The following is a 17070-nucleotide window of genomic DNA, read 5'->3' on the forward strand; positions in this document are numbered from 1 at the left end:
ATATCGCCACTGGTGCCGGTCCATGATGGCCGTCGAATGGACCTCATTCGTCGCCCATCATCCTTTCCGCTGATCCCTGTCGATTCTCAGGCAGGGATTTGCATCTGTCGCAGGTGTCTTGACCAATCGGTCGCTCTGCTAACGCAGCGATGCGATGTAGGCCGCGATGTCGCCGGCTTCAGTCCGGCTCAAGGGGAAATTCGGCATCTTCGGGTGCGGGTCTAGCAGGAAAAAAGCGCGTCTTTCTGAACTGAAGTCGGGCCTGCGCGCAACGGACGCGAAGGAGGGAACGTCGGCGCTCGCCTGGATCTGGCCGTTCGCCACGACATGGCGGCTGGTGTCAATCGGCGTTCAAATTTGGGTCTGACTCATTTCTGATGAAGTTTGCCGGGCGACTGTGTTCTCAAACGGAGAATCAGCGCCATGCGGACAGGCTTTCGAATTTCATCGCTCGTACCGAGTGGTTTGGTGTTTGATGGCGTAAGTGATTCAGAGGATTCGGTTATTCTGGCTGTTCGGTCAGAGGCTACGGAGGCCCAGTGCCCTTTGTGCACGACAGCATCGCGCCGAATCCATAGCCGTTACATCCGGCACGTGGCTGATTTGCCATCAGCGGGCAGAAAGGTGCGCCTCCGATTGCTCACGCGGCGCTTCACATGTGAGGTGCCGCATTGCCGCCGGCGGATCTTCTCAGAGCGGTTTGGAGAAGACATCGTTCCGCTTCGACGGCGCCGGACGGCACGGCTGGAATACATCGTCCATCACTTGGGGTTGGCGCTGGGCGGCCGGCCGGCGGCAAGCTTCGCCAAGCGGCTCATGCTGCCCGTTAGCAACGATACCTTGCTACGGGTGGTCCGCCGGCGGGCGGCGATGCCGACAGATCCATTGCTTGTTGTGGGCATCGATGACTGGGCGTTCCGGAGAAACCATCGATACGGGACGATCGTGTGCGATTTGGAGCGCCGGCGGATCGTTACCCTGCTGCCCGACCGGGAAACTGCGACCGTTCGGGCGTGGCTATCGAAGCACCCAGCGATCAACATTGTGTCGCGAGATCGCGGTGGTGGATACGGCGAGGCAGCAGCCAAGGCGCTGCCGAACGCCATCCAAGTCGCCGACCGCTGGCATCTGATGGAAAATGCGAGCGCGGCCTTCCTTCATGCGGTGCGCCGCTCCATGAACAGAATCCGAACCGCAATCGGAGCGACGACGATCGACCCGGAATTGCTGACCTGTGCGGAAAAGCTGCGCTATCAGGGCTATCTGCAGCGCCAGGACAGCCATGCCTTAATTACGGCTCTCGTCAGCGACGGTGTGCCGCTCAAGGAGATCGTCCGCCGCACAGGACATAGTCGCAATCTGGTTCGCCAAATTAGCCGCGGCGGCGGTACGGATATGTTCCGCACCCGTCAAAGCACCCTGGACGGGCATCTGCCGTTCCTGGACGCGCAGTGGTCAGGCGGCTGTCGCAACGGTGCCGAGCTCTGGCGCCGCTTGAAGGGACAAGGCTTCAAGGGATCGCTGCGCGTGGTGGCGGAATGGACGACGCGACGGCGGCGTGCCGAGACTATCAGCCATCAACAATTGCAGAAGGTCCCCGCCGCCAGGACGATAGCGCAGCTGATGACGACGAAGCGCGACCACCTAACCAGGGCGGAGACCGTCACGCTTGCGGTCATCGAACAAAACGTTCCTATGCTGGCCGATGCCCAAGCTCTCGTTGGCCGCTTCCACGCGATGATCCGAAGGAAGGCCGAGATCGAGCTCGAACCTTGGATTGAAGAATCCAAGCGGAGCCTCATTGCCTCGTTCGCGAATGGAATCGCCAACGATAAGGGCGCGGTGCACGCCGCTATTACGCAACCATGGTCCAATGGCCAAGTGGAAGCGCAGATCACTAAGCTCAAGCTGGTCAAACGGCAGATGTACGGGCGCGCTAAGCTCGATCTCCTTCAGGCTAGGCTGATTGGCGCGCCATAAAAACAAACACGATCATCGAATATGCGTCAGAGCCAATTTTGGACGCCGATCCCCCGGCTTAGGGGGTCAATATTGCAGGCCGAATGACAAAGGAAGGTGCGACTTCGTCCTACATTACGCTGCCGATCCAACCGGGGGCCCTGTTCCGCTGCCGCAAACCGAGCTTTATACCCTGACGGCACGCACCCTTCGCAGGGCGGACAAAGCAATATGGAGGCAAATTACTTTCGACCTCTTTCCTCTCTTGATCCATCGTAGAATTCGTCCTGTTCGCTAGACCGGCAGGATGTAAGATTATGTCCGGGCGGCGCTGGGCGAACGGGCTCAAGTGTGCTGGTGGAACTTTATAGCCCCTTGATCTTTGCGTTAGGCGCCGAAGTGAATAGGCAGACGATGCTCCGCTGGCTTAGCTCAGATCGTCGAAAGATCAAAAGCGATCGAAAGCAGCTTGAACGCAGGGCTCGCCGCCTGCTGCAGAGTTACCTGACGGCCAATGAGTGGCAAAAGCGCCAATACTATCAGGCAATCGCCGGCGCGGCTTCTGCATGTCAGCCTGGTATTGATGATCCGAGCTTAAGTAACGAGAAGCTTGCTGAATTAACCGCTCAGGCCGCGACAAAAGTCGTCCAAGTACGTAATCGGAAAGCAAAAGATGCGCACGATCATTCAGCTGTACTGATCACGGATGCATACGCAACGGTTGCAATCGCCTATCGACGAGCGGCTTCAGCCTACACTGCTGACAAGGAAATGGAGCAGCTGGGCACCGCCGCAGTACACCTGGTCACGATAGCGAATTCATTTATGAATGCTGAATAGGACCGACAACGACAGAAATGTGACTGCGGCTTCGGCAAACCAGCCTCGCTTCTCGCTCAGGCGTATACCTTGCGCAAACCCTTTCTCCTAAGCTGCCCGTAAGACGTTATTTGTACCGTCGTCACCAACAAGAAAAGGCGGGCGGCATGTCGATTGCATTTCGAATTTTTGTTCTCCTGTTCTGTGCTTACGCCGGTTGGGAGACCGCGAGCATCCAATTCGGCGATTTGCGAGAGCCTCAGCAGCAAGGGCGTTCTCCAACCGGATAAGCAAGGAATGAACAAAACAACCCTTCACCTGGAACGTCCGCAACCAAGCCAAGTTCGGCGTGCTGACCTCGCGCCGGCTATCGGTTATGCGATGCTCGTCGATGGTCGTTTCAAGACCGAATTTCTTGATCAGGACGCCGCGACTAACGCGGCCCTTGAATTGTCGGCCAAGTATCCGAAGCTGAAGATCGAGATCTACGATGCAGCATCGAAGTCACGAACGCCGGCGAAATAGCCGCTGCGCCGCAGCATGCGTGATAACCATGTCTTCTGTTTTAATCTACCTTTAGCTTTTTGCTAACAATCGAGGTCTCAAGGTCGTCGCCAAACGGAGGCGGCCTGTGCCTTTGATGAAGTATTTCGGATTCGTCGGCAGCGCTCTCGTCCTGTTGCTGATCGCTATCGGCTGGTGCTTGCCGCAGCAGGCGATGGGCCCCGGTAACAGCGACGTAGAGCGACCGTCCATCAAGATCAGCTCAGCCGAGAGGGCGCCTGAACGGGTCATAATCGATACCAGCTTGCCGACCATTGTGGCTCCGTCGAACATCAGTCCTTCTACATCAATGACGTCGGTGCAATCTGCTCGGCCTCTGCAGAGCGCATTCTCCGAACTTGACGTCGCCCGGAAGCCGGTCACTCCGAAATCAGGCGGCGAGGTCTTGAAGCCGAAGCATACGGCAAAAGGCGAATCCGCGAAAAAAGTCTCTCACCGTCGAGCAGCGAAACCGTTGAATATTATTCCCGCACCCGCAACGGGAGCGCAAGCTGCGGCGCCTGATACGAGAATGTCGTTACTGGAAACACTCAAGGAGCGGCTAGGGCAGACGTTTTTCAAGCTGAACTGATGACGGTGTCCAACGATAGGAGCCGACGAGCGCCATTCACGCCGGAGGCGCACTCGGCTCGATTGGACCGACCCAATAAATAGTCTCTGAAGATGGCATCCGACGGCGGCAAATCGGCCTCCTGCGTCACCGGGGCGGCTGGAGCAAGCCCGCACAAAACGGCTTTAGTCCGAAAGTCGAATAGCGCCACGTCATCGGGCTCGCGGAAGCAGCAAAACCCCGCCCGCGTAAGCCCGCTTATTTGGAAGGGCGCCCTGTCGTAGAGCGGCTGAGATAGACGTCGCGATGGGCGATCGGCGGGCACATAGACGGCGAGGGACGCATTGCGCTTACTGCGATACTACGATTCGTTGAAAGACGGCCCGGGTCGGGCGCTTGGGTTTAGGGCGGTGGCCGCTTTAGGTCATCGGCAAGCCGTTGCGGATTCAGCAGAATGCGCTAGGCCGGTTCTCCGTCCTGCTCACAATGGTGAGACCGTTTACGCGGGCAGCCCTGCCTAAGGCAGCCTCTGACCGCAGGAACAGTGGAGGGAAGGTAACCTCGGCCGCAGGTCTCGGCCTGAGGTCGCTTTTTGCGAGCCGCAACCGTCGACCCTGATTCACATAGTGAAATGCAGATGCGGGTCAGAATGCGGCAACGTCCACGTGCCGCGACCTTGACGCTGGCAGGTTTCTCCGACCTGCTCCCTCCCAGGCGCCGCCGGCTCTTGAAGTTGCGCCCGACGGACGGCGCCCGCCCCTCCGGACTGTGGTTGAGCCGTCCCGGACCTGGCGATGGATCTCTCCATCGCAGGCGCGCCCTGCGCAAGTATCATGGCACTGGGCCACATCCGGCCAATCCCTCGGCCGTCTTGATTGCCGCCGGCGTCTCTCCGAAATCGTACCGGCCCGCAAAGGCCGCACCGGGCTGGTGGATCTCGTCCCGCTCGCGCTCGGGCATTGTCAGCTCCTCAATCGTTCTCAGTCCACGCGTGCGACATTGACGAAGCGAGCGCTTGTCCGTCGTGCCAGGCGGAATACACAGTCGGGCTAGTGAGGCGCACAACTAAAAATATCTCGGCGCTTACGAAAATAGGAACGAGGTCTGCACTTTCACATTCCTTCCGAAGTGCAATCGGGAGCCTCAGCATGGCAACGCAGATCGTCATGGATCACAGCGGCGACAGCCGCTACTTCTTCGACAACTCCAGCGGTGATGCTCTGGCGGAGGCGGAGAGACGTTTTCTGGAATTCACCGGGAAAGGATACACTGCAGCGGTGCGGAGTAGCCCGGAGGAGGTAACCAGGATCACCACGTTTGATCCGACCGCCGAAGAGACATTGTTTTTTCCGCGGCTCGTCGGTGGGTGATGGCCAGGTGAAGAGGAACTTAGCTCGAGTCAGCCGGTGGCCCCTTCGTAGCCTCTGTATTGGCAAGCTCTATGAAGCATCCAAGGACGAGAAAACGATTCACGCTCGTGCGCTACGCCTCCTTCGTTCTTGGCTTTCACCTCAGCAGAGGGCGGACTTTGACAGGAAGGGATATTTCGACGTCGTGGGATGCGACACTGGGAAGCGGTACCGAATCCGACGCGGCACGTCCGCCAACGTCAACGAGATAGACGAATACGGGCGGCTCGGAACGGGGCGCTGCTTCGTCCCGTTAGGTGGCTTGGCTCAGGGCGACGTCATGCTTGCCCAGAAAATAGCTCTCGAAACCGACGAGAACCGCGCGTTGGGCATCGCCAACAGCTTCCCGGGACCGCTAGGGTTGCGCCTCCCAGGCGTTGCCCCGCAGAGGCTAGGAGCTCGGGGGTACGCCTGTCCCCGGGGCTAGAAGTTCGTCGTGTGTCGAGTATGCCGCCATCAGGCCTGATCGATAGCCGAAGACTGAGGCGTTCGAACGGGAGCTATCTTGTCTCAAAGAATGCAGTTCTGCACCTCGTTTGCTTGAACGCAGCCCTGATGAAAAGGGCCGAAGAGCCGAAGGGCTGCGGGAGGGCTAGAACAGTCCGCCGCCTTCGGATTGCTCCCTCGAGTGACGCTGCCCGGACGCGCGGGAAAGCTCGACACAAAGGTGGCGCGACGTGAAAGCCTTCAGGCTCGATGGAATTTCACCGCCCGCTGTTTCAGAGAAACTCTGGCCGCGAAGCCTGCCTGCAGCCACGCCATGGCCTGCGTGTGCCCCGCTTTGCGCGAACTCTCATTTTCTCACCAGGCACTGAACTTGTAAGCTGACGGCGGTAACGGCCTCCCGAGAATTTCCTCGATGTCCGAGAACGTGAGCCGAATAGTTTGCTCCCTTGTGCGCCCCAGCTCCTCTGTAGCGGATCGTAAACCCTCGTCGCAACATCGAGGGTGAGTCGCCTCATTTTATGGAGGGGACATACAGTCTAGCGGACATCGGGCAGTGCCTGGCTTGGTCCAAACGATCTAAGTGCTCGACGAGACCGCCTTCAACAGGAGTGCCCTATTTGTCGCCTGCCGCGTTCGTTCAAACCGGCTCTGTCGCCAATGGTCAATCGGGCATTCCACCCATCGGTAAAACGCCATCGAAACAACGAGCGATAAGGCCAGCGATCCGTACGCGCTCGCAACGGTTTCCGGCAATGTGATCCACCCAACCAGGAAGTGGCAGATGTAAAGCGGGTAGGACAGCTCGCCGAGATATCGGTCCCACGCGACGTTTCTGGTAAGTTCGAACAGACGGGGTATGCCAATGATGACGGCCCCCAAAATTGTCAACGACATCAGTCGTGAAATGCCATTCCACTCGCTGCAGGCCAGGCCGGCGAGCAAAGGGATAATCAGCAGGAGCCGTCCGGCATTGGCGCGCTTGCGTTCCGCTTCGCCTCGCGACGCAGACGCGTAGTAGCCAAGCGAGCCAGCCAGGAACAGAGCCAACTCGGACGGAAAAAACCGACAAGTCCATGGATCTCTGCCGAAATCGAAACCCCAAAGCAGTGTCAATCTCAAAAGAATGCTCGCGACAATTGCTGCCCCGACAACCAAGGGGCCCCTTCGCACGATAAATGGCGCGACTAAGTAGAAATAAATTTCTAGCGCGAGCGTCCAAGCCTGGGGAACCGGTGAAAATTTAAAGAGGATGGTGGGTGTATCGGCCGCATGGAGAGAAAAACGCAGAGCGTCATGATCCGCGAACAGGAAGAAGTAGCTTTCCTGTCCGACGACGAAAATCTGTGAGACAAGGAAATAGGCGATACTAATGAAATCTAGGGACGCAATCGGCCACCAATTCCTGGCGACTCCAAAAGATGCGACCAACACCATAAGGTAAGTCGGCCAAAGCCTGAGCACGCGATTTGAAATGAACAGCCAATATGAGCCAGGCGGGTACTTCTCATTGAGGACCAGCGCCATATAGAATCCAGAAACGACGAAAAAGCATTGGACTGCAACATCGCTGGTGGGCATTTCAAGGGGGATCTTGAAATGGCTCAATGCAACGGCGAGTGCTAGGAATAATCTGAGGCTGCCCACTCAACGGATTTTAGTCGGGCAACGTTAAGGCTTCGTCAAGGCTGTGACGAGAGGACTGCCCGAGGAGATGGAGGAGCAAAGTTCGGACCAGAGCGACAACCTTGCGGGAATGGTCGTTGGGTTACCTCCCTTGGCTGCTCTTTTTATTCGTAAGGGCGTACTCCGGCGAGGGTGACAGATCTTATGAGTGCACGTCCTTGTTCGAAATCTTTGCAAATCTCTGAAACTCTTCAAAGTCCGCAGTTTGTCCGTCGCGGATCTCGAACGAAAGGTTGATCCTTCCTCCGACACTTGATGCGCGCGCTCCTGCGGTTTGGCCTCATAGTTTGCGGCCGGCTCATGGCCGAATCTTCTGCATTTGCCGCGGGAACGATCTCCGGCATCTCAATGATGCAGCAGCTTGACGAGTTCGCAAAGCCGCTTGGAGGTGGAAAGCTCTTCCTTATTCAAGCTGGCACCACATCCGCCCCTCAGAACTGCTACCAAGACACGGCTCTCACCCTAGCCTGGCCGAAGCCGATCACGCTTGATGCCGCCGGCCGCGTGCCGCAGCTCTTCTGCGTTGACGGCAACATCAAAATCCGCTCACGGGGACGGCCCTAAAAAAATTGACACCCGAGCTACAAAAGACTTTTTCAACAGAATCGGTCAAAAGGCGAAGAACTGGACGTGAGCAAATCTAGTCCGCCATGCCTCGCTGAGCAGACCTCAATATGGCGCGCCACGACTTCGCTGATGGGCCACAAGTGGACTTCAATCTGCTTGACCTCTGCCAAGACAAATCGCTCTGTCGCTTGCAGGGCGTGGATTACTATCCGGCCGCGTGAGATGGCGAGGTGTTCCATCGCGCAAACAAAACGCCCCAGCGAAGCTGTCGAAGGCAAGCGAGGCAGAGAACGACACCCGCGCCAGCGATGACATCAATGAAATAATGACCGCCGACAGTAGGTGTTGCAGCAAGCATCACCATGTTCAAGACAAAGTATAGCGGGAAAAGCATCTTCACGCCTCGACTGGCGTATATAAGTATTATGGCCAGCGCAGCGTGGAACGAAGGAAATGTGATCAGGCCATTCACGTGCGTCAACGAAATGCGTGTCATCTCGCCGCTTCGGAGTGCATTAAAATCGATCAAATGGTACGCGTCGACGCGTTCGACGACGCCGAAGTATACCCATGCGCTCGCTGCCGGCAGTATCCACGAGATCGGAAGAATCACGAGGAGGGATGTTACGAACAGCCAAACAAACTCTCGCATCCTTTCAAATCGCCCGCACGCACTCAACCACACCAACAAGATGGCGACCTGCGGCATACAGCTGTGATACGCGACTGCGAGGACCGCTTTGATAATTGGTCTGACCTCAACCCACTCAAAGAAAGCCAGCCAATTCAGTTTCAGCAGGGTGTCGACACCGGCCAGCTGGGAATCGACCAACGGAAACTTTGCCGTGATGGTTAGATAACTCAGGATCGCGCCCACGACCGTAAAGGCAATGATCTGAGCCAAAGCCGTGGCAAGCTCAGCGATACGCCGATCCGGCCTCAACCTCGTGTAAACAAACGAGAGAAGAGCGGCAGCGCAGAACGCAATTGCTTGCGTCGGATCGATGGCCATCGTCATCCCAGCGGCGCGAAGCCATATGAGGTCGACGGCTGCAACAATTGCAATTGCGATCCATAAGCGCAGAATTTCGCTGCCTCGATAAGCATTCAAGACGGCAAAGACAAAGCCTCCCTTTCGCATCACTCAGTCCATCCATCGCATCGTTTGGGATCCCTGACCCCTCTTAGATTGTCGATACCTGAGGCTCATCTAATGCTTTCTTAATTCGGCTTGTACATGTTCAGGGTGTGCGCCTCGGTAGGTTCCGCGCTGCTCATCAAATTTTACTACGCCTGTTCGCATTGAATCATCGGCTGGCCGTAGGCCCGGCGGGGCTCACGTAGGTACGAGTCACCGTGGCCCTGGAACGGCTGCTGGCGGCAGGTCGGCTGTGGGCCATGTGCGGCATCAGCGGTATGTCGACTGAGGAGTCGCCGGACAAGCATGCCGCTCGCCCGGTGACCACGGTCATGGCTGCGCAACAGGACAAGGGCTGAAGGGAAAGCTGGCGCCGATCAGACTGCTCGAGGGAACGCGTTCCGGAGCATACATCAGCACGACGACGTCTGATCGCTACGTAGCGCCGCTGCCGCTATACTGAGCGAGACTTGTGTATTTGGCTTTGTATAGACCCGACGAAGCCGAAGAAAAGGCGCTTCCACGTAAGTGAAACTGATGACCCCGATCGGAATCATCAGGGTGAAACAGGCGAATGACCACGCGAGCGCAACGTAGAAGTTAGAGATGTCCATGAAGTGGCGTTGAACGAATTCCGCTAGTTGGAACACGAAGAACGTATGCAGCAGGTAGATCGAATAGCTATATTCGCCGATCTTCGAGAACGCCCATGAAATGCCAGCGCTTCCCAGCTTGAAGCTCGTGTCATAGTAGGCAATAAGCGATGAGTAGGTGACGGCTTCGGCGGTAGGGAGGATTATCCACAGCGGATTGCGCTCTGTTCCGTAGAAGCCTCCGGCAAGGTCGAAATTCCAGAACCCAATAGTGAACGCTGTGAGTATCCCGACGGCGGAAAAATGCCTTCCGGTGAAAATGTGACGATAGCTGAACGCGGTGATGCCCAAAGCGAACTGGTCTATGCGGCCAATGATCGTGTAGTACGCGAAGTATTCGATTTCCCCGAGCATCAGGAAGATGATGGAGCGCAGGGCCATCGCTGCCGCCACGAAGACGACTGGCGCCCACTTGTGGCGCCTGCTCATGTAGATCAGGAGGGGTAACGCGATGTAGAAATGCATTTCGACCGTGATGGACCATCCGCCATTCGGCCAAGCGGGGACGACGAATCCGCTGACCATATTGGCGACGTATACACCTAGGCTCTCGCCCACCGCATACCTGCTGATCCCAACTAGGATGAGGACGAGGACTAGGAGGGGTGCGAGCCGGATGAAACGGTTCCAGAAAAATGCAAGGTAGTTTATCGATTTTCCGTCAAGCAATTTCGCGAAAAGATATCCGCTAAGCACCATGAACAGCGCCACTCCCGTGTGACCTTCATCAAATAGGGCCAGCGGAAACACAGCTGGGGCGCCCTCGAACGTCCCAGGATAACCACCAGTGGCATGCGTGAAGTGCCAAGCGAACACCATGAGCACCGCCACTGCCCGAACGTGGTCAAGCCCGATGAAGTGCAAGCCGGATGATGACCTCAATTGTGACCCTCAACTATCGAAACGTGCGGAAACCCAAGTGGCTTTGCGTCTTAGAGATAGATGAGCAAAGTAACTAACGTTTAAGGCCAGGTTCTCACGAAAGCTGCTTCGGTTCTCGAAATCGGTCAACTGTAGGTCTAACCCGTTACTCGGCTCCTAAAAATGTCCGCAATCAGTCAAAAGCGCCGGTCCGGCGCTCCATTGTAAACTTCCGGTCTGCCCTCTAAACCGACATGCCGCGGCTCCACGTCAACGGTAGCGAAGGGCTAAAAGCTGCCCTTGCGCACCATTCCGCGATTGGGCCGCTATGGGCCATGCGCGCAAATTCAGCCGGCCCGTGTTGGCGCGAAACGCCTGATTGACACTCGGCTATATCTCGGCGAAACTTCGCGCCGGTTGATACGACCAGCTGGTTGCACCCTTACGGGAACGGTAAAAGTATCGGGCCGCCCTTCATGGCTTCCCTTGATCGGAGCATCCGGGTCAGAAACGCACCACCTGACATACCGGGTTCGCTCTACTCAAAGGAAGAAGTCACGCGCGATTTTCGCGATGCAAAGGCTATGGCGCATACGCTGCGCAGTTCTCTTTCCGCAAGAGCTGTCAATATCAGTCATAGCGAGAGCCTTGAGCTGGTTTCTAAGATGTTTGGCGTTGCGGATTGGAATACGCTGTCTGCCGAAATCGAGAGCGGTGGTCAAAAGCTGTTAGTGCGGTCGGACGCGCCGATGAATAGGGCCGTGAGACGCTTCTTTGCGATTCTATGCGCGACCTTGAGCCATTCCCCGGTGCGACTTATCCGGTGTTCGCCTGCCGCCCGAAACCCTTCATGCATTGAACCAAGCTTCTAGACAGCAGCGCGAAATTGTTATCGCAGTTCAGAAGACTTCGTCGGTCGACGATCCAATCTTGGATGATATCCATCATATCGGCGTTCTCGCCGGTACCCACGCCAGTTCGCATCGGCGATAGGCAATGCCCGGTGGACGAGCACCAGGAAAAACTCCTTCAAAAGCAGCCCCTCCACGGAGCCCTCAATGAAAGCTTGGCTCCGACGTCAGATACGTCTTTCAAAGTGCAAGCGCGCTGCCGCGTTCCGTCGATCGCCATCATGCTCGCCGGAATGGCCCGCTCGAACTCAACTCGCCGTGTCCCTCGCTTGTCCGGTGCTCTCATCACGCGCCCTCCAGATCAGGCAGTGAGGGCACCAGCGACGGCATTTCCAGGCGCGAGGATACCAGCGACGAGTCTGCGACCGAGCAGTCCCGGCCCTGTACCTTTGCGTGGTACAAGCGATGTCAGTGTCACGGGTGAGCGCCAACTCATCCGTGGTGGCGTCGCCCTTTTCGGCAACGCCCAGGCTTATCGTCACGTACTTTCGTGGCGAGCGCGGATGGTGGATCTGCAAACGAGCGACCAGCATCCGAATCGCGTCGGCCACCTTCACCGCCCTTTCTTCGTTCACGCCGGGCAGGATCACCGCGAATTCCTCGCCGCCATACCGCGCCGACAATCCTCCGGTGTTTGCGGTGGCGCTTCCGATCACCTCGGCAATGCGCTGGAGGCAACTCCCTGGCCTGGTGGCCCAGGGCGCCCTTGAACTGGTCCATGTCGATCAGCAGCACCGATTGAATGGCGTGCTTGACATAGGCCTCCCGCAGGAAGGTATCGAAGCTGCGCCGGTTCGCGAGCCTCCTCAGACCATCTGTGGTCGCGAGCTGCGCCAATGTGAGGTTGGCCAATGACAGCGCCAGAAGCGGACGGGACATGGAGGAAGTACTCTTGTTTCAAAATTACGCTAGGCAGGAGCGGACGACGTGCCCTCGCTTGAGGGCATTGCAACCAGCAGGCAAATTCGTCTTAAATGCCGGTGCATAGGGAAGCCCTGTGTGTTGTTGGCTCGCGACGCCGTCCTCATCCGCAACACGAACCCGGAAACTGCGAGAGGTCGATGCGGGCGATGATCGACCGCAGCAGCTTTCGAGCCGAACGATAGAGATGCCGGGCGAATCTCGGCGTCCTTGCCGCGGGCAGGCCAAAGCTTGTCGTATCGAGTCTTTTTGTATCGAGGCTTTCGATGGAGTGCGACACGTGCCTCTCCGAGATGGCGAGGCCTTTCTATCGTGGTCGGCTCGCGGCAGCCTTGATCTGCCGCAAGGGCCGGACTAATAGTCGCCGGGGTTCATGATCATCGGGCTTCGCGTATCGGCCGGGGCGAGCGCGCTGCTGGCGCTGTCGCGCAGGAAGCGGTCGAGTGTCGCCTGGATCTTCTCCTTGACCGCATCGGGACCGCGATCGCTCATCTCGGTATGCTGTGCGCCAGTGTGGATAATGTCGATGCCGCGCGCCTTGGCCTCTTCCGGCGTCGGCAGCACGCCGGGATCGGTTACAAAATGCGGATCCTTCGAGCGGAACGACAGGATCTTCATGTTGTCGCTAAGCACGAAAGGCACCCGCAGATTGTCGAGCGTGATCACTTTCGACACCAGCTCCGGGTGCTGATGGGCGACATACATCGAAACGTCGCCACCGTTGGAATGGCCGACGAGCGTGATGTGGTCGTAGTCGGCGTTCTCCTGCCGCCGCTTCAACTCGCCCAAGGTGAAGAGGATGTTGGCCTCGCAGCGGATATAGACCTCGCGCCGGCCGACATATTGCTGACCGGCCTTGGTCATCAGCGGCGGATCGCTCGGCAAATCCTGCTGGATGCTGGCGACGAGATAACCGCGTGCGGCGAGCACGTTGGCCAAGAAGGAATATTCGGTGGCCTTGACGGTATTGCCGTTGCTGATGATGGCGAGCGGGAGCTTCCAGAGCCCGAGATTGGCCTTGGTCTCGTAATCGCGCCGTACAGCGATTTCGACCGCAATCGGCCGCTGGCGGGCGGCGTCGAACAGGGTCAACACCTCATGGCGGATCGCGAACCGGCTGACGACGAAATACTGGCCGACGCCGAGGACGGAGAGAAACGCCAGAACTGCAAACACCTTTTTCATGGTTCCGTCTCAAATCACTTTTGACTGAACATGGTCGTTGGGAACTCCCGGATCGAGCGATCGTGAGCAGGTTACGGGATTAAATTTAGGCAAGACTATGAGCCTGGGCCCAAAAAGGGCCGCACCTCGAGGGCTACAGCGCGAAGGACAAGGGGTTTACAGACAACCGCCCTTGCCGCGTTCGGAGCAGAGCCGCAGCGCGCTTGACAGAGTAAACAGGAAGCGCGGGCTGCGGCGCTCGTTGTCGGGCGCCCGGTAGCTCAGGGGGAGGGCCACGCCGAGATCAGCCTGGAAATCGTCCGGCAGGAAGAACCGCACGCCAGCTCCGGCCGAGGTCAGCGACAGGCCCTCGCTCAGGCGGTAACCGTAGTTCCAGACTGCACCGGCGTCACCGAACGCGTAGAGCTGATAGCCGGTCCAGTAGCGGAAATTGAGCTTCTGGTCGAAGCGCAGTTCGAGCGAGCCGGCAAGACCGTTGTCACCGCTGATCTCGGCTGCGCCATAGCCGCGCCCGAAGGCAGCGCCGCCGAGATAGAATTGCTGCGAGGTGAACAGCGGCCGTGACGCCGTCTGGCTCGCAGCGGAGACCTTGAGCGACCAGACATCGTTGAGCGTCTGGTAGCGCGTGAACCAGAGGTTCAGCACGGAGAAGTTCGATGACGCGCCGTCGCGCGACAACAGGTCGTCGTCGAAATGCGAGGCACCGAAGATGTCGAGGCCCTGGCGGTAGGTCAGCGTCGCGAAATTGGTGCCGCCGAAATGATCCTGGAGCCGGTAGTCGGCGGTCAGGCTCGCGGTCCTGATGTGGTCGTTGTACCAGGGGCCGTAAAGATCATGCTCGGACACGTTGCTGAAGGTCGTCGCCGCGGTCAGGGTCAGCGAGGAGGATTGCGACTGCAATGGGACGATGCCGGCACGCAGCTCGAACGCCTCGGTCGTGGTGATGTCGCTGTCGAGGCGGCGGGCATCGCCCGGCCGAACCGCGCTGTACAGGACGGACCCGCCGAGACGCACGCCGTCGACACCGACAGGTGCATCGTAGGACAGCCGTGCGAAGCCAAGCTGGCGGGGGTCGTTGGCGATGGTCGACAGGTTGACCGCCAGCGTGTCGCCGGGGGTGAGATAGGAGTTGAACGCGCCGGTCGCGTAGGTCTGCCACGGCCCGACTGATGATGAGCCGAGATTGTCCAGACCGAATGAGGAGAAGACGTGCCAGGTCTTCAAATAGACGATGAGGCGGAAGCGGCCGGTCGCACCGCCGATCTCCTCCAGTGCGGTATCGGTGATCCGGACACCAGGTCTGCCGTTGATGAGAAAGAGCTGGCGTTCCAGCGTTGCCAGGCGCGACGGTTGCTCGGCCAGAACCGGCCCAAGCATCGGTCTCACGCCGAACTGCTCGGCGCCATCGCCTTTCAGTTCGGCCTGCACGATGGCCCCTTCGATCACCTGGATCCGGAGCAGGCCGTCGGCAATGTCCTGCGGCGGCACGATCGCCCGGCTCAAGTGAAAACCATCGGCGCGGTAGAGATCGCTGATCGCGCCGGCGATCGCGGCGAGATCCGCCTGCGAAACCTTCTTACCGACATAAGGCTGATAGACCGCGGCGATACGATCGGGCGAAACGGCCCGGGCTCCGCTGACGTTGATGCCGCGCAGCACGAACTGAGGCTTGGTAGCGCCGCCGGTGCTGGGCTGGTCGACTGTCGGGAGCCTGACCGGCGGACGGCTCAGCGATTCCCGCTCGGTTTGGTTTTCAAAATATTTCTGAGGTTGGCGCGGATCGAACCCTGGCTGGTTCGCCTGCTGAGCGAAAGCCTGAGGAACTCCCGCGAAGATCGGCGCCAACAGCACCGCTGTGGTAACGAGATGCCGCTTCCCAACGCGCGCGACTCGCTTGTCCCCGTAGTTTGACGGAGATGCGCCCGTGAAGCGGTAAGGGTTCGTTAGCCACATGATTTTTCATAGTTTTTTATGGTCAACGAATGGTTAACGCGACCGCTCCGGTGGCCGCTTCCTGCTAATCCTATGTTGAGTGATTTCGGATACCCCTCAAGGCCGGCTGTAACGGGGACTGAGGATCGTCATGCTGAGCAAAATTGGAATGCGGTGCGCCTTGGCGGCTGCGCTGATCCTGGGAACGGCCTCCGTCGCATCCGCCGCGGACGAGGGCGTCTGGTCGGTCGGCAAGGCCAGCGGCGAGGTCTGGGTCGCCACCAGCGGCGCGCAGCAGGTTTCGCTGGACCAACAGGAGGCACTCAAGCCCGGCGATACCATTCGCACCGGACGAAATGGCCGCGTGCTGCTCGTCCGCGGCGAGGAAACGATCCTGATCTCTCCCAACTCGGTGGTGGGTTTACCGACCGAGAGCAAGGAAGGCCTTTCCACCACCATCATCCAGCAGGCGGGCTCGATCCTGCTCGAGGTCGAGAAGCGCAACGTCAAGCACTTCGAGGTCGAGACGCCCTATCTCGCCGCCGTGGTCAAGGGCACCCAGTTCAGCGTCACCGTGAATGCGGGCAGCACCAAGGTGGGCGTGCTTCGCGGCCAAGTCGAGGTCTCCGACTTCAAGACCGGGCAGATCGCCCAGGTCCTGCCGGGGCAGGCCGCCACCGTCTTCGAGCATGGCAAGCCCGGCCTCTCTCTGAGCGGCTCCGGCACCTTCAATCCGATCGAGCACGGCAAGCCGCGCGCCTCGAGCATCGAGCGCGTCCCGGTCCCGAAATCGGGCCTGTCGGCCCCGCGCAACGCCGCGAACGGCCATGCGATCCATGCGCTCGGTCCGATCGACAAGGGCGCCAAGGCGGCCGCCGCGCCCAAGCCATCGCAACAGGCGGCCGGAGCTCACGCGCCCAAGGGCGGTGCTGCCAAGGCTGATGCTGCAAAGCCCGGCGTCGTGCGCATCTCGAGTTCGCTGGGCGAGGTCAAGCTGAACGTCCACAAGGTCACGCACGGGCTCGCCCACGGCGGCGGTGCCCCCGGACAGGCGCGCAACTCTTACGCCAGCACCGAGACGGTCTGGGGCGACTCGAAAGCGGGCACAACGGCATCCAACGGCACCGCCCAGACTGCGGTGACCACGAGCAGCGGCGTGACGGCTGGCACCAGTTCGTCGGCTGCGAGCACGACAATAGCCGCCACCAAGGCCGGTGCATCCAGCGACGGCTCTGGCGGCGGCAACGGAGACTCCGGTGGCAAGACCAAACCGGACGAGGGCAAATCCGGTAACGGCAATTCCGGCAGTGGGAATTCCGGCAATGGTAACGGCAACAACGGCGCCACCGGTAACGGCCGGGGTAACAACGGCAACGGCAACGGCAATGGCGGCGGCAACGGCAGCAATGGTCACGGCAATGCCCTTGGCCACAACAAGCACTGAGGCGATGTCTTAGGGGATGAGGGGGCG

The 17070-nt window shown here is 58.9% G+C and carries 16 protein-coding genes and 2 pseudogenes; 10 read left to right on the plus strand and 8 right to left on the minus strand.

Annotated elements, in window-relative coordinates:
• Positions 1–138: 138 nt before the first annotated feature.
• Positions 139–330, minus strand: a pseudogene (locus IVB07_RS11925) (cytochrome c); the annotation flags it as partial.
• Between the two features lie 93 nt (positions 331–423).
• Here IVB07_RS11925 and IVB07_RS11930 point away from each other — a divergent pair.
• The 6 genes from IVB07_RS11930 (at position 424) to IVB07_RS11955 (ending at position 5728) form a co-directional block, all read left to right on the plus strand.
• Positions 424–1980, plus strand: coding sequence for an ISL3 family transposase (locus tag IVB07_RS11930; protein WP_247767650.1), 1557 nt, complete (start codon positions 424–426; stop codon positions 1978–1980).
• Between the two features lie 330 nt (positions 1981–2310).
• On the plus strand, positions 2311–2799 hold the full coding sequence (locus IVB07_RS11935) for a hypothetical protein (RefSeq protein ID WP_018460212.1): 489 nt from the start codon (positions 2311–2313) through the stop codon (positions 2797–2799).
• 276 nt (positions 2800–3075) lie between these two features.
• A complete protein-coding gene (locus IVB07_RS11940; RefSeq protein ID WP_026233969.1) occupies positions 3076–3303 on the plus strand; it encodes a hypothetical protein in 228 nt (75 codons plus the stop codon).
• Positions 3304–3409: 106 nt separating this feature from the next.
• A complete protein-coding gene (locus IVB07_RS11945) occupies positions 3410–3913 on the plus strand; it encodes a hypothetical protein (RefSeq protein WP_157643149.1) in 504 nt (167 codons plus the stop codon).
• A gap of 1127 nt (positions 3914–5040) precedes the next feature.
• Complete coding sequence (locus IVB07_RS11950; protein WP_018460208.1) at positions 5041–5262, plus strand: hypothetical protein; 222 nt, start codon at positions 5041–5043, stop codon at positions 5260–5262.
• Between the two features lie 58 nt (positions 5263–5320).
• Entirely contained in the window at positions 5321–5728 is a 408-nt protein-coding gene (locus IVB07_RS11955) for a hypothetical protein (RefSeq protein ID WP_247338217.1), read from the plus strand.
• A 596-nt stretch (positions 5729–6324) separates the two neighbouring features.
• Here the strand turns inward: IVB07_RS11955 and IVB07_RS11960 are convergent.
• The gene (locus IVB07_RS11960; protein WP_256470637.1) at positions 6325–7392 is read right to left on the minus strand and encodes an acyltransferase; all 1068 of its coding nucleotides are present in this window, start codon (positions 7390–7392) and stop codon (positions 6325–6327) included.
• A 294-nt stretch (positions 7393–7686) separates the two neighbouring features.
• Between IVB07_RS11960 and IVB07_RS11965 the strand changes: the two genes are divergently transcribed.
• Positions 7687–7995: a hypothetical protein gene (locus IVB07_RS11965; RefSeq protein ID WP_018460205.1), complete on the plus strand. Its 309-nt coding sequence runs from the start codon at positions 7687–7689 to the stop codon at positions 7993–7995.
• A gap of 208 nt (positions 7996–8203) precedes the next feature.
• Here IVB07_RS11965 and IVB07_RS11970 read toward each other — a convergent pair whose 3' ends face one another.
• Complete coding sequence (locus IVB07_RS11970) at positions 8204–9139, minus strand: phosphatase PAP2 family protein (RefSeq protein ID WP_247296969.1); 936 nt, start codon at positions 9137–9139, stop codon at positions 8204–8206.
• 215 nt (positions 9140–9354) lie between these two features.
• Here IVB07_RS11970 and IVB07_RS11975 point away from each other — a divergent pair, with 215 nt between their 5' ends.
• Positions 9355–9495: a hypothetical protein gene (locus IVB07_RS11975; RefSeq protein ID WP_157642927.1), complete on the plus strand. Its 141-nt coding sequence runs from the start codon at positions 9355–9357 to the stop codon at positions 9493–9495.
• Positions 9496–9549: 54 nt separating this feature from the next.
• On the opposite strand, the gene IVB07_RS11980 is transcribed toward IVB07_RS11975, so the two are convergent.
• Positions 9550–10671 carry an acyltransferase gene (locus IVB07_RS11980; protein WP_026232836.1) on the minus strand — a complete coding sequence of 374 codons (1122 nt, stop codon included), beginning with the start codon at positions 10669–10671 and terminating at the stop codon, positions 9550–9552.
• 563 nt (positions 10672–11234) lie between these two features.
• Here IVB07_RS11980 and IVB07_RS11985 point away from each other — a divergent pair.
• Positions 11235–11522, plus strand: a complete 288-nt coding sequence (locus IVB07_RS11985; protein ID WP_245288406.1) for a glyoxalase superfamily protein — start codon at positions 11235–11237, stop codon at positions 11520–11522.
• A gap of 72 nt (positions 11523–11594) precedes the next feature.
• On the opposite strand, the pseudogene IVB07_RS11990 reads toward IVB07_RS11985, so the two are convergent.
• From IVB07_RS11990 to IVB07_RS12005, 4 genes and pseudogenes are all read right to left on the minus strand, one after another.
• A pseudogene (locus IVB07_RS11990) lies at positions 11595–11847 on the minus strand (PilZ domain-containing protein).
• Positions 11810–12217 carry a diguanylate cyclase gene (locus IVB07_RS11995; RefSeq protein WP_247767651.1) on the minus strand — a complete coding sequence of 136 codons (408 nt, stop codon included), beginning with the start codon at positions 12215–12217 and terminating at the stop codon, positions 11810–11812. The pseudogene IVB07_RS11990 and the gene IVB07_RS11995 overlap by 38 nt, the downstream one beginning before the upstream one ends.
• 619 nt (positions 12218–12836) lie before the next feature.
• Complete coding sequence (locus tag IVB07_RS12000; RefSeq protein ID WP_018454885.1) at positions 12837–13667, minus strand: alpha/beta fold hydrolase; 831 nt, start codon at positions 13665–13667, stop codon at positions 12837–12839.
• A 156-nt stretch (positions 13668–13823) separates the two neighbouring features.
• Positions 13824–15620 (minus strand): POTRA domain-containing protein, encoded by a 1797-nt coding sequence (locus tag IVB07_RS12005; protein ID WP_247335314.1) that lies wholly within the window; start codon positions 15618–15620, stop codon positions 13824–13826.
• A 130-nt stretch (positions 15621–15750) separates the two neighbouring features.
• Between IVB07_RS12005 and IVB07_RS12010 the strand changes: the two genes are divergently transcribed.
• Complete coding sequence (locus IVB07_RS12010) at positions 15751–17043, plus strand: FecR family protein (RefSeq protein WP_247767652.1); 1293 nt, start codon at positions 15751–15753, stop codon at positions 17041–17043.
• Positions 17044–17070: the final 27 nt, after the last annotated feature.

It is taken from the genome of Bradyrhizobium sp. 172 (assembly GCF_023101065.1).
GTDB classification, from domain to species: domain Bacteria; phylum Pseudomonadota; class Alphaproteobacteria; order Rhizobiales; family Xanthobacteraceae; genus Bradyrhizobium; species Bradyrhizobium canariense_D.

Excerpts from the sequence above, each read along its gene's own strand:
- IVB07_RS11930 (WP_247767650.1), top strand. The coding sequence starts at position 424 with ATGCGGACAGGCTTTCGAATTTCATCGCTCGTACCGAGTGGTTTGGTG.
- IVB07_RS11985 (WP_245288406.1), top strand. The coding sequence starts at position 11,235 with ATGGCGCATACGCTGCGCAGTTCTCTTTCCGCAAGAGCTGTCAATATC.
- IVB07_RS11965 (WP_018460205.1), top strand. The coding sequence starts at position 7,687 with ATGCGCGCGCTCCTGCGGTTTGGCCTCATAGTTTGCGGCCGGCTCATG.
- IVB07_RS12000 (WP_018454885.1), bottom strand. The coding sequence starts at position 13,667 with ATGAAAAAGGTGTTTGCAGTTCTGGCGTTTCTCTCCGTCCTCGGCGTC.
- IVB07_RS11940 (WP_026233969.1), top strand. The coding sequence starts at position 3,076 with ATGAACAAAACAACCCTTCACCTGGAACGTCCGCAACCAAGCCAAGTT.
- IVB07_RS11950 (WP_018460208.1), top strand. The coding sequence starts at position 5,041 with ATGGCAACGCAGATCGTCATGGATCACAGCGGCGACAGCCGCTACTTC.
- IVB07_RS11970 (WP_247296969.1), bottom strand. The coding sequence starts at position 9,139 with ATGCGAAAGGGAGGCTTTGTCTTTGCCGTCTTGAATGCTTATCGAGGC.
- IVB07_RS12005 (WP_247335314.1), bottom strand. The coding sequence starts at position 15,620 with ATGTGGCTAACGAACCCTTACCGCTTCACGGGCGCATCTCCGTCAAAC.
- IVB07_RS12010 (WP_247767652.1), top strand. The coding sequence starts at position 15,751 with ATGCTGAGCAAAATTGGAATGCGGTGCGCCTTGGCGGCTGCGCTGATC.